The organism is Streptomyces sp. NPDC048349 (assembly GCF_040651925.1).
Classification (GTDB): domain Bacteria; phylum Actinomycetota; class Actinomycetes; order Streptomycetales; family Streptomycetaceae; genus Streptomyces.
The window spans coordinates 16,232-28,701 of record NZ_JBEZLA010000030.1; the positions used below are offsets into that span (position 1 = coordinate 16,232).

At 70.8% G+C, this 12,470-nt stretch carries 10 protein-coding genes; all 10 read left to right on the plus strand.

What is annotated here, in order from left to right; translation table 11 throughout:
- The 10 genes from AB0D44_RS18025 to AB0D44_RS18070 all read left to right on the plus strand — a co-directional run bounded on the left by AB0D44_RS18025 (window position 1) and on the right by AB0D44_RS18070 (window position 12,370).
- On the plus strand, window positions 1-372 hold the full coding sequence (locus AB0D44_RS18025; protein ID WP_362591464.1) for a DUF4233 domain-containing protein: 372 nt from the start codon (window positions 1-3) through the stop codon (window positions 370-372).
- A 64-nt stretch (window positions 373-436) separates the two neighbouring features.
- On the plus strand, window positions 437-847 hold the full coding sequence (ndk, locus tag AB0D44_RS18030) for a nucleoside-diphosphate kinase (protein WP_362591466.1): 411 nt from the start codon (window positions 437-439) through the stop codon (window positions 845-847).
- A 287-nt stretch (window positions 848-1,134) separates the two neighbouring features.
- Window positions 1,135-2,154: a rod shape-determining protein gene (locus tag AB0D44_RS18035; protein WP_008738981.1), complete on the plus strand. Its 1,020-nt coding sequence runs from the start codon at window positions 1,135-1,137 to the stop codon at window positions 2,152-2,154.
- Between the two features lie 134 nt (window positions 2,155-2,288).
- Complete coding sequence (gene mreC, locus AB0D44_RS18040; RefSeq protein WP_362591469.1) at window positions 2,289-3,236, plus strand: rod shape-determining protein MreC; 948 nt, start codon at window positions 2,289-2,291, stop codon at window positions 3,234-3,236.
- A 13-nt stretch (window positions 3,237-3,249) separates the two neighbouring features.
- Entirely contained in the window at window positions 3,250-3,954 is a 705-nt protein-coding gene (mreD, locus tag AB0D44_RS18045) for a rod shape-determining protein MreD (protein ID WP_362591472.1), read from the plus strand.
- Window positions 3,955-3,967: 13 nt separating this feature from the next.
- Window positions 3,968-6,148 (plus strand): penicillin-binding protein 2, encoded by a 2,181-nt coding sequence (mrdA, locus tag AB0D44_RS18050; protein WP_362591475.1) that lies wholly within the window; start codon window positions 3,968-3,970, stop codon window positions 6,146-6,148.
- Between the two features lie 13 nt (window positions 6,149-6,161).
- Window positions 6,162-7,361, plus strand: coding sequence for a rod shape-determining protein RodA (gene rodA / locus AB0D44_RS18055; RefSeq protein WP_362591478.1), 1,200 nt, complete (start codon window positions 6,162-6,164; stop codon window positions 7,359-7,361).
- 49 nt (window positions 7,362-7,410) lie between these two features.
- Complete coding sequence (locus AB0D44_RS18060; RefSeq protein WP_362591480.1) at window positions 7,411-8,955, plus strand: CYTH and CHAD domain-containing protein; 1,545 nt, start codon at window positions 7,411-7,413, stop codon at window positions 8,953-8,955.
- A gap of 72 nt (window positions 8,956-9,027) precedes the next feature.
- Window positions 9,028-10,953 (plus strand): TIGR03960 family B12-binding radical SAM protein, encoded by a 1,926-nt coding sequence (locus AB0D44_RS18065; RefSeq protein ID WP_362591483.1) that lies wholly within the window; start codon window positions 9,028-9,030, stop codon window positions 10,951-10,953.
- A 121-nt stretch (window positions 10,954-11,074) separates the two neighbouring features.
- On the plus strand, window positions 11,075-12,370 hold the full coding sequence (locus AB0D44_RS18070; protein ID WP_362591486.1) for a hypothetical protein: 1,296 nt from the start codon (window positions 11,075-11,077) through the stop codon (window positions 12,368-12,370).
- Window positions 12,371-12,470 lie beyond the last annotated feature (100 nt).

Genomic DNA, 12,470 nt, shown 5'->3' on the forward strand with positions numbered 1-12,470 from the left:
ATGCGCACGCTGTGTGCGAGCACGCTGATCGGCGAGTTCTTCGTGATCGGCTTCGCGGGCCTGGTGGCCATGAAGAACCCCGACCTGACCCAGGCCGCGGTGTGGACGGTGTGCGGGGTCACGATGGCGCTCTCGGTGCTGCTGTGCGGGATGCTCTCGCGTCCCGGGGCGGTCCAGCTGGGCTGGGCCCTGCAGATCGGCCTGATCGTGAGCGGGTTCGTCGTCCCGACGATGTTCTTCCTCGGCGCGGTGTTCGCGGGGCTGTGGTGGTGCTCGGTGCACTACGGCCGCAAGATCGACACGATCAAGGCCCGCTGGGCGGCCACGGCGGAGGCCGCGCCGGCGGCTCCCGGGACGCCTGACGCTGCGTGACAGCTCCCCCGATAGGGCCTGTAGATTCGTCCTACCGCACCCGTATGCCGCAAGGAGCCGCAACATGACCCAGCGCACCCTCGTCCTGCTGAAGCCCGACGCCGTCCGTCGCGGTCTGGTGGGCGAGATCATCGGCCGTATCGAGCGGAAGGCCGGCTGGACCATCCCCGCGCTGGAGATGCGCACCCTGGACCAGGAGACGCTCGAGGCGCACTACGGCGAGCACAAGGGCAAGCCCTTCTACGAGCCCCTCATGGGCTTCATGGCCAGTGGTCCGATCGTGGCGCTGGTCGTCGAAGGGGAACGCGTGATCGAGGGCGTCCGCCAGCTGGCCGGTCCCACCGACCCTATCGCCGCCGCGCCCGGCTCCATCCGGGGCGACTTCGGCACCATCGTCCGGGAGAACCTGATCCACGCCTCGGACTCCGAGGAGTCCGCGGAGCGCGAGCTGAAGCTGTTCTTCCCGGCGCTCTGACCCTGACGCGACATCAGCCAAATAGCGCTCATGACCTGGGGCGACCGAAGTAATTTCGGTCGCCCTTCGGTATTTCCGGGCAGGAGCGGGAACGCCTGGGCAGGACACGTCGTCACCAGTAAGGGGGCGGGTATCCATTCCGGCGGGATTGCCGGAGTCCCGTCGCGCGGTGTTCGCACTCGCGGCACTACGATGGGGCCTCCACCCACACACCCACTCGCCGACCTGACAGCAGCCGCTATCAACTGGAAGGCCAGACGCTCCTCATGGGGAACAAGGGGAACAACATGTCGTTCATCGGCCGTGACATGGCGATCGACCTCGGGACCGCCAACACGCTGGTGTACGTGAGGGGCCGGGGGATCGTCCTGAACGAGCCGTCCGTGGTCGCCATCAACACGAACACCGGCGGCATTCTGGCGGTCGGCTCCGAGGCGAAGAAGATGATCGGGCGCACGCCCGGCAACATCGTCGCCGTAAGGCCCCTCAAGGACGGCGTCATCGCCGACTTCGAAATCACCGAGCGCATGCTCCGGTACTTCATCCTCAAGATCCACAAGCGACGCTACCTGGCGCGTCCGCGCGTCGTGGTCTGCGTGCCCTCCGGCATCACCGGAGTGGAGCGGCGCGCCGTCATCGAGGCGTCCACGCAGGCCGGCGCCCGCCAGGTGCACATCATCGAGGAGCCCATGGCCGCCGCCATCGGCTCGGGTCTGCCCGTCCACGAGGCCACCGGCAACATGGTCGTGGACATCGGCGGCGGGACCACCGAGGTCGCCGTCATCTCCCTCGGCGGAATCGTCACGGCGCAGTCCATCCGGGTGGCCGGCGACGAGCTCGACAACGCGATCATCCAGCACATCAAGAAGGAGTACTCGCTCCTCCTCGGCGAGCGCACCGCCGAGCAGATCAAGATCACCATCGGGTCGGCGTACGACCTCGACAAGGACGAGCACACCGAGATCCGCGGCCGCGACCTGGTCTCCGGGCTGCCCAAGACGGTCGTCATCTCGGCCGCCGAGGTCCGCAAGGCCATCGAGGAGCCCGTCAACGCCATCGTCGACGCCGTCAAGACCACCCTCGACAAGTGCCCGCCGGAGCTCTCCGGCGACATCATGGACCGCGGCATCGTCCTGACCGGCGGCGGCGCCCTGCTCCGCGGCCTCGACGAGCGTCTGCGGCGCGAGACCGGCATGCCCATCCACATCGCGGAAGACCCGCTCGACTCCGTCGCGCTCGGATCCGGCAAGTGCGTCGAGGAGTTCGAGGCCCTCCAGCAGGTCCTGGACGCCCAGCCCCGTCGCTGACCACACCCCTCCGCGCCGGAGGGACCATGCGGAACACACAAGGATCCGCCGTACGGGTGCTACCGGGCCCGTGCGGCGGATCGTTGATATACAGGCAAAACAACATTCCGACGAGGAAGGCACGGCCGCCGCACGTGAGGGACACACGAGAAAGCCGGCTGCTCCTGGTGCTTCTGATCGCCATCGCGTTCGCACTGATCACGGTGGACATCAGGGCAGGCGAGGAGTCGCCGGTCGACGGTGCCCGGCAGGCCGCCGCAGCGGTCTTCGGCCCGGTCGAGAAGGGCGTGGCCACCGCCGTCGACCCGGTCGCCAACGCCATAGGGGCGGTCCGGGACTCCGGCGAACGCCACAACCGCATCGCCGTGCTGGAGCAGCAGAACGCTGCCCTGAAGGCCAAGCTGGGCAGCGAGGACCAGACCCGCAGCCGCATCCGCGAGCTCGACGAGATGCTCAAGCGGGCGGGCGCCGGACAGTACGGCATCAAGGGTGCCGAGGTCATCGCCATAGGAGCGGCCCAGGGATTCTCCTGGACCGTCACCATCGACGCGGGGAGCAAGGACGGCATCGAGCGCGACATGACCGTCCTCAACGGGGACGGACTCGTCGGCCGGGTCACCACCGTCGGTCCCGACACCGCCACCGTCGTGCTCGCCAACGACCCCGACTTCACCGTCGGCACCCGCCTGGAGAAGACGGGCGAACTCGGCTTCGCCACCGGACAGGGCGACCGCGCCCTGTCCGTCCAGATGCTCAACGGCAAGGCCAAGATCGGCCCCGGAGACCGCCTCGTCACCTTCGGCTCGCACGGAAACAAGCCCTTCGTGCCCGGCGTCCCGATCGGCGAGGTCATCAAGGTCGACCCCGCCCGCGGCGACCTGACCCGCACCGTCTGGGTACGGCCGTTCGTGGGCTTCTCGCGCCTGGACATCGTCGGCGTCGTGGTGATGCCGCCGCGCGAGGACCCGCGCGACGCCGTCCTGCCGCCCAAGCCCGAGGCCCCCAAGCCCATCCCGACGGTCACCGTCACGGTCACCCCGTCCGGGTCCGCCAGCGCGCCCGGCCAGCCGGCCGACGAGTAGGAGCACACCGACCATGCGCTTCAACCGGATCCTGCTCTCGGCCACGCTCATCGTGGTCGCCCTCGTCGTGCAGGTCACCGTGCTGGGCCGGCTCCAACTGCCCGGCGCCGTACCGGACCTGCTGCTGCTCACCGTCGTGGCCCTCGCACTCGTGTACGGGCACGTCAGCGGCGCCCTCATCGGCTTCGCCGCGGGGCTCCTCGCCGACCTCGCGCCCCCCGCCGACCACGCCGCCGGACGGTACGCCCTCGTCCTGTGCGTCATCGGCTACGTGGCCGGCCTGGTGCGCCCCGACAACGGACGGTTCCGCTCCGCCTGGGGTCCCCTGCTCACCGTCGTCGCCGCGGCGATCGGCTCCACCCTGCTCTACGCGAGCGTGGGCGCCCTCGTCGGCGACACCGCCGCCCGCCACGTGGGCCTGACCGGGCTGCTGTTCACCGCCACCCTCTACGACCTGCTGCTCGCGCCGTTCACCGTGCCGTTCGTCATGGCGCTGGCCCGCCGGGCCGAGAACGACCCGATGGCCGTCGAAGCCGGCGGCGGACCGCCGCAGGGCAAGGACGTGTCCTCCGGCTGGCTGGCCGGCGGCACCGGCCTGCGCATCGGCAGCCAGCGCGGCGGCCTGCGCCTCAAGACCGCGCGCTCCCGCGCCAACAAGGCCGTCCGCATAAAGGGCGTCAAGGCCGTCAAGGGCGTGAAGAGCGTCAAAAAGCTGTGAGGGAGGAGCCGACGTGACCAATGTTCCGGAGACCGGCCGCACCTCCCGGGTGCAGATCCGGCTCGTCATCATGCAGGTGCTCGTCCTCTCGATGCTGATCACCCTCGGCGGGCGCCTGTGGTACCTCCAGATCCGCAACGGCGAGGAGTACTACCACGAGGCGAAGAGCAACCACGTCCAGCGCGTCGTCCGGCCCGCCGTGCGGGGGTCGGTCCTCGACGCCCGCGGGGTCCCGCTCGCCGACAACGAGACCCGGCTGGTCGTCTCCGCCAGCCGCACGGCGCTGATGAAGATGAAGGACAAGGGCAAGGGCGTGATGACCCGCCTGGCCGACGTCCTGGGCATGGCCCCCAAGGAGGTCATGGACAAGGTCCGGCTCTGCGACTCCCAGACCCCCAAGCCCTGCTGGAACGGCTCCCCCTACCAGCCGATCCCGATCACCCTCGAAGCCAGCACGCAGCAGGCGCTGCAGCTGCGCGAACGACCCGAGGACTTTCCCGGCATCACCGCAGAGCCCACCGCCGTCCGCCGCTACCCGGCCCCCGGCGGGGCCCGTACGGCCCAGGTGCTCGGCTACCTCTCGCCGGTCACCGACGAGGAGATCCAGAAGGCCAAGGACACCGACTCGCCGCACCTGCGCTCCGACCAGGTCGGCCGCTCCGGCATCGAACGCACCTATGACAAGCAGCTGCGCGGCAAGGCGATGGTCACCTCCTACGAGGTCGACAACCTCGGCCGGGTCATGCACCAGACCGAGTCCGATCCGGGCGTGCCCGGATCCACCCTCGTCACCAGCATCGACGCCCGTGTCCAGTCCGTCGCCGAGTACGAGCTCCAGGCGGCCATGAAGACCGTCCGCCAGGAGACCGACAAGATCACCGGCCGCAAGTACGAGGCCGACTCGGGCGCCGTCGTCGTCATGGAGACCAAGACCGGCCGCATCGTCGCCATGGCCTCCCAGCCCGACTACGACCCCAACGCCTGGGTCGGCGGCATCTCCGCCAAGGACTACGCCCGGCTCACCAGCAAGAACTCCAACTACCCGTTGCTCAACCGGGCCATCCAGGGCCAGGCCCCCGCAGGCTCCATCTTCAAGGTGGTGTCGGCGAGCGCGGCCGTCCGGGCCGGCTACGACTTCGACGACAAGTACAACTGCAGCGCCTCCTACAGCATGGGCAACCGCAGCTTCGCGAACTTCGAGTCCAAGGGGCACGGCCCCATCACCCTCGGCGAGGCCCTCAAGTTCTCCTGCAACACGGTCTTCTACGCCCTCGGGCACAAGGAGTGGCAGCGCGACGGCGGCCTGAAGCCCAAGAAGGACGCCCACGACTGGTTCTACCGCACCGCCCGCGAGTTCGGGCTCGGCTCGGAGACCGGGATCGACCTGCCGAACGAGGTCACCGGCCGCATCCCCGACCGCCGGTGGAAGAAGAGCTTCTGGGCCGCCAACAAGGACTCCTGGTGCAAGCAGGGCAAGAAGGGCGGCACCTACGTCGAGCAGATCGCCTACGAGAGCTGCCTCGAAGGCAACCAGCTGAAGGCGTTCGACAGCATCAACTTCGCCATCGGCCAGGGCGACGTCCTCGTCACCCCCATCCAGATGGCCACCGCGTACTCCGCCATCAGCAACGGGGGCACCCTCTTCAACCCCACCGTCGGCAAGGCCGTGATCAGCCCCGACGGCAAGCGCGTCGAGATGATCAAGCCCAGGTCCCACGGGAGGCTGCCGATCGACGCCAAGACGATCGCCAACCTCGACAAGGGCCTGCGCATGGTCGTCGAGCCCGGGGGCACCGCCGCCTGGCGGTTCGGCGGCTGGCCGCTGGACAAGATCCCCATGCGGGCCAAGACCGGGACCGCCCAGGTGTACGGCAAGCAGACCACCTCGTGGCTGGCGACCTACACCGACGATTTCACGATCGTCATGACCATCTCCCAGGGCGGCACCGGCTCCGGGGCCTCCGGTCCCGCCGTCCGCAACATCTACAACGCCATCTACGGCCTCGACATGTCGGGCAAGCAGGACGTGAAGAAGGCCCTGCTGCTGGGGCCCGAGACGAAACTGCCCAGGATCCGCCCCGACGGCTCCATCGACTCGCCCGACATCCGGCCGTACGTGCCGCCGTCCCCGGAGGAGCTGGCGCCGCCCGCGCTCGCCGGCCCGCCCGCCCAGCGCCCCGCGCAGCACGACTGAGGACCGAAACGACATGCAGACCGCCAACAAGTTCTCCGTCTCCCGGTATGCGCCCGAGCGCGGGGCCCTCGCCAAGCTCACTGCCCGCGACTCGGTGGTGCGCCGGCTCGACTGGCCGATCCTCCTCTCCTCGCTGGCGCTGTCCTTCATCGGCGCCCTGCTGGTGTGGTCGGCGACCCGCAACCGGACCTCCCTGAACCAGGGGGACCCGTACTACTTCCTGGCCCGGCACGCCCTGAACACCGGCATCGGCCTCGTGCTGATGATCGGCACCATCTGGCTCGGCCACCGGACGCTGCGCGGCGCGGTGCCGATCCTGTACGGGATCTCGCTCCTGCTCATCCTCGCGGTGCTCACCCCGCTCGGCGCCACCATCAACGGCGCCCACGCGTGGATCGTGATCGGCGGCGGATTCTCCCTCCAGCCCTCCGAGTTCGTGAAGATCACGATCATCCTGGTCATGGCGATGCTGCTGGCGGCCCGGGTGGACGCGGGCGACCTCACCCACCCCGACCACCGCACGGTCGTCAAGGCCCTGTGCCTGGCGGCCGCGCCCATGGGCATCGTCATGCTGATGCCCGACCTCGGCTCCGTGATGGTCATGGTCGTCATCGTGCTCGGCGTGCTGCTGGCCTCCGGCGCCTCGAACCGCTGGGTGCTGGGCCTGCTCGGCTCGGGCGTGGCCGGTGCCGTCCTGATATGGCAGCTCGGCGTCCTCGACGAGTACCAGATCAACCGCTTCGCGGCCTTCGCCAATCCCGAACTCGACCCCGCCGGCGTCGGTTACAACACCAACCAGGCGCGCATCGCGATCGGCTCCGGCGGGCTCACCGGCTCCGGGCTCTTCAAGGGCTCGCAGACCACCGGCCAGTTCGTGCCGGAGCAGCAGACCGACTTCGTCTTCACGGTGGCGGGGGAGGAGCTCGGCTTCGTCGGAGCCGGGCTGATCCTGCTGCTCCTGGGCGTGGTGCTGTGGCGGGCCTGCATGATCGCCCGTGAGACCACCGAGCTCTACGGGACGATCGTGTGCGCCGGCATCATCGCGTGGTTCGCGTTCCAGTCCTTCGAGAACATCGGGATGACCCTCGGGATCATGCCGGTGGCCGGGCTCCCGCTGCCCTTCGTCTCGTACGGGGGCTCGTCGATGTTCGCCGTCTGGGTGGCCATCGGGCTGCTGCAGTCCATCAAGGTGCAGCGGCCATTGTCGGCCTGATCCCCGTTTCACCCTGCCGTCCTGATCCGGTCGGGATTAAGTTCGGTCTATGGCGGACACGAAGCGCGAGATCGAGCGGAAATTCGAGTTCACTAAGGCGTCGGCGGCCCGGCGCGGGGTGCCGGACCTGACGGGCACGGCCGCCATCGCGGCCGTCTGCGACCAGGGCACGGTCGACCTCGACGCCGTCTACTACGACACCCCGGACCACCGGCTCGCCGCCGACGGCCTGACCCTGCGGCGCAGGACCGGCGGTGCCGACGCGGGCTGGCACCTCAAACTGCCCGTCTCCCCGGGCGTCCGCGACGAGATCGCGGCGCCGCTGGGCGACACCGTCCCGGCCTCCCTGACCGCCCTCCTGCGCTCCCGGGTGCGCGGCACGGGCCTGGAGCCGCAGGTCAGGCTCCTGTCCTCACGCCAGGTCAGCCACCTCCTGGACGCCGAGGGGGCCCTGCTCGCGGAACTGAGCACCGACACGGTCCGCGCGGAGCGCGGCAAGGCCACCGCCGCCTGGACCGAGGTCGAGGTCGAACTCGCCGACGGGGCGGACCCCCGGCTGCTCGACGCGGTCGAGAAGACCTTCCGCAAGGCCGGGCTCCGTCCCTCCGGCGCCCCCTCGAAACTCGCCCGGGCCCTCAGCGAGACCGGCGCCGGGGACGAGGCCGAGGCCGGCGCCGGGGCCCCGTCGCCGGCCGCGGCGGATCCCGGTGAAGGCACGGCGGGCGCGCACGTCCTCGCGTACCTGCGCGAACAGCGCGACACCCTGATCGCCGCGGACCCGGCCGTGCGCCGCGGACTGCCGGACTCCGTCCACCGGATGCGGGTCGCCACCCGACGGCTGCGCAGCACCTTCAAGAGCTACCGCAAGGTGCTGGACCGGGCCGTCACCGACCCGATCGGCGAGGAACTGCGCTGGCTCGCCGGCGAACTCGGCGTCGACCGCGACCAAGAGGTCCTGCACGAGCGGATCCAGACCCGCCTCGACGAACTGCCGCGCACCCTGCTGCTCGGCCCGGCCCGCGGCCGGCTGCGGACGTGGAACAACACCCGCCGCTCGGGGTCGCGCCGCCGGGCGCTGGCGGCGCTCGACAGCGCCCGCTACCTCGCCCTGCTGGACCGTCTCGACGCGGTGCTGGCCGAGCCCCCGCTGCGCAAGGCCGCCGGCGGGCGGCCCGAGCGCGTCCTGCCCAAGGCGGTGCTGCGCGACTTCGAGCGCCTCGCCGGCCGGGTCGAGGGCGCGCTCGCCATGGAGCCGGGTGCAGAACGCGACCTGGCCCTGCACGAGGCCCGCAAGGCGGCCAAGCGCGCCCGCTACGCGGCGGAGGCGGCCACGCCCGCACTCGGCAAACCGGTGAAACGCCTGGCCAAGGCCGTGAAAGCGGTCCAGAGCCTGCTCGGCGACCACCAGGACAGCGTCGTCTCCCGCGAGGCCCTGCGCGGCCTGGGCGTCGAGGCGTCCGCCGCGGGCGAGCCGTCCTTCACCTGGGGCGTGCTCCACGCCCGGGAGGAGGCCCTGGCCGAGCGGAGCGAACGGGAGCTTGCCGGCGTCTGGGCGAAATCCTCTGATCCGGCGCTGCGGGCGGCGCTTGGATGATCATGTGGATGGGGGCGGCCGGGCCTAGAGGTACGCTTGAGAGCTGCCCCCTGCCCGCTTCACGAAAGTCGCGTGATGACCGAGTCGGTCTTCCCTCAGCTTGAGGCCCTGCTTCCGCATGTGCAGAAGCCGATCCAGTACGTCGGTGGTGAGCTCAACTCCACGGTGAAGCCGTGGGAGTCGTGCGACGTCCGCTGGGCGCTCATGTACCCGGACGCGTACGAAGTCGGGCTGCCCAACCAGGGCGTCATGATCCTGTACGAGGTGCTGAACGAGCGCGAGGGCGTGCTCGCGGAGCGCACCTACAGCGTGTGGCCGGACCTCGAGGCCCTGATGCGCGAGCACAAGGTGCCGCAGTTCACCGTGGACAGCCACCGCCCGGTCTCGGCCTTCGACGTGTTCGGCCTGTCCTTCTCCACGGAGCTGGGCTACACCAACATGCTCACGGCCCTGGACCTCGCGGGCATTCCCCTCGAGGCCAGGAACCGCACGGTCGACCACCCGATCGTCCTCGCGGGCGGTCACGCGGCCTTCAACCCCGAGCCGATCGCGGAGTTCATCGACTGCGCGGTCATCGGCGACGGCGAGCAGGCCGTCCTCGACATGACCGAGATCATCCGCACCTGGAAGGCCGAGGGGCGGCCGGGCGGGCGCGAGGAGGTCCTGCTGCGCCTGGCGAAGACCGGCAACGTCTACGTGCCGGGCTTCTACGACGTCGAGTACCTGCCGGACGGCCGCATCGGCCGTGTCGTGCCCAACCGCTCCGGCGTGCCGTGGCGGGTGTCGAAGCACACGGTCATGGACCTCGACGAGTGGCCGTACCCCAAGCAGCCGCTGGTCCCGCTGGCCGAGACCGTCCACGAGCGGATGTCCGTCGAGATCTTCCGCGGCTGCACCCGCGGCTGCCGTTTCTGCCAGGCCGGCATGATCACGCGTCCCGTGCGGGAGCGAAGCATCACCGGCATCGGCGAGATGGTGGAGAAGGGTCTCAAGGCGACCGGCTTCGAGGAGGTCGGCCTCCTGTCGCTGTCCTCCGCGGACCACACCGAGATCGCGGAGATCGCCAAGGGCCTCGCGGACCGCTACACGGACGACAAGGTGGGACTGTCCCTGCCGTCGACCCGCGTGGACGCCTTCAACGTGGACCTGGCCAACGAGCTGACCCGCAACGGCCGCCGGTCGGGCCTGACCTTCGCCCCCGAGGGCGGCTCCGAGCGCATGCGCAAGGTCATCAACAAGATGGTCTCGGAAGAGGACCTGATCCGGACCGTCGCCACCGCGTACGGCAACGGCTGGCGCCAGGTGAAGCTCTACTTCATGTGCGGCCTGCCGACCGAGACGGACGAGGACGTCCTCCAGATCGGCGACATGGCGGTCAACGTCATCGCCAAGGGCCGCGAGGTCTCCGGCCAGAACGACATCCGCTGCACGGTGTCCATCGGCGGCTTCGTGCCGAAGCCGCACACCCCGTTCCAGTGGGCGCCGCAGCTGTCGGCCGAGGAGACGGACGCCCGCCTGGGCAAGCTCCGCGACAAGATCCGCGCCGACAAGAAGTACGGACGCTCCATCGGCTTCCGCTACCACGACGGCAAGCCGGGCATCGTCGAGGGCCTGCTCTCGCGCGGTGACCGCCGCATCGGCGACGTCATCCGCGCCGTGTACGAGTCGGGCGGCCGCTTCGACGGCTGGCGCGAGTACTTCTCGTACGACCGCTGGATGGAGGCGGCGGACAAGACGCTGCCCGCGTACGGCGTGGACGTGGCCTGGTACACGACGCGCGAGCGCACCTACGAGGAGGTCCTGCCCTGGGACCACCTGGACTCCGGTCTCGACAAGGACTGGCTCTGGGAGGACTGGCAGGACGCCCTCGACGAGACCGAGGTCGAGGACTGCCGCTGGACCCCGTGCTTCGACTGCGGCGTCTGCCCGCAGATGGACACGCACATCCAGATCGGCCCGACGGGCAAGAAGCTGCTGCCGCTGTCGGTCGTGAAGTGACCCCGGGCTGAGCCCGGCCCCGACGCGCCCCCCGCCGTTCCCGGCGGGGGGCGCGTCGCGTTCGTCCGGGACCGGCGGGGCCCCGTGCAACGGCCGGGCCCCGTCGCGCGTCGTCAAGGGCATGGACCTGGAAAAGCAGGAGAAGCCCGGCAGCCAAGAGCCCCCACCCGCAGGGCAGGGGTGCGTGTTCGCGCTGGTCCGCATCCCGGTCCGGATCCTGGCCGTGGTGATCGTGCTGCCCGTGCGCGTGGTCTGGGACCTCGCCGTCCTCGCGGCGCGCACCGTCCACCGGCGCGCCCTGCGCCCGGCCGGTGACGCGGCGGCCCGCGCCTGCGCCTGGCTCTACCGCCACCTGCTGACCCCGGCCGGGCGCGCACTCGCCCGGCTGGCACGGGGGACCGGGCTGCTGCTCACGTGGACGGCACTGGCCGTCCTCTACTGGCCCTGGGCGGGGCTGTGGCGGTACGTGCTCGCTCCGGCCGGGACCGCCCTGCGGCAGTGGGTCCTGGTGCCGCTCGGCAAGGGATGCGCGCTGCTCGGCCGGGCAGCCGCCATCGCGCTGGAGTGGCTGGTCAAGGCACTGTTCGTGTGGCCGTGGGCCGCGCTGTGGCGCCACGTGCTCGTCCCCGTCGGCGCCTCGCTGTACCGGTACCTGCTCGAGCCCGCCGGCCACGGGCTCGTCGCCCTGGTCCGGGCCGTGTTCCGGCACCTGCTGAAGCCTACGGGCGCCGCCGTGGCCTGGACGGTCACCGCGGTGTTCCGCTACCTCCTCGTGCCACCCGTCCGGGGCGCCGCCTGGCTGGCCGGCGCGATCCACCGGTACCTCCTCACCCCGGTTGGGCACGCCCTGGCGTGGTTGCTGCCGCGCGCCTTCGCCGCCGTGTTCGTCTGGCCGTGGGCGGCGCTGTGGCGCCACCTCCTCGTACCGGCCGCGGCCGGCGCCCACCGCTACCTGCTGACCCCGCTCGGGCACGCTCTGGCCCGGCTGGCCGGCGGCCTGTACCGGTACGTCCTGACCCCCCTCGGCCACTTCGCCGCCTCCGCCTGGAGGCTCGCCGGACGCGTCAGCCGCGCCCTGGGGCGCGGGCTCCTGTGGCTCTGGCGCGGCTGCGTCGCCCGGCCCGCCGCATGGGTCTACCGCCAGGTGGCCACGCCCGCCGGACATCTGGTCCGCGAAGTGTGGCGGGCCTCCCGCACCGCGGCACGCCAGGTGTGGCGCACCTCCCGCACCGCCGCGGGTGAAGCGGCGCGGACGGCCCGCACCGCCGTCCGGGACGCGCGGGCCGGGGTACGCCAGGCCCTCTTCGGTACTCCTCCCAGGGAACCGGCGAGGTCACGGGCGCGTACTCTGGGTAGTACGACAGCCGCAGGCAACACGCCCGCTCGCGAGATCTCCCTGCACGAACCGCAGGGGTGAGCCGGGGGCAGGGCGCGGCCCGCAGGCCCCCAGACGCTCAGGGCGACGCGCGAGCCGCGGAGCCCCGCACAAGGAGAAGAACCACTGGGCAAGCGACAGC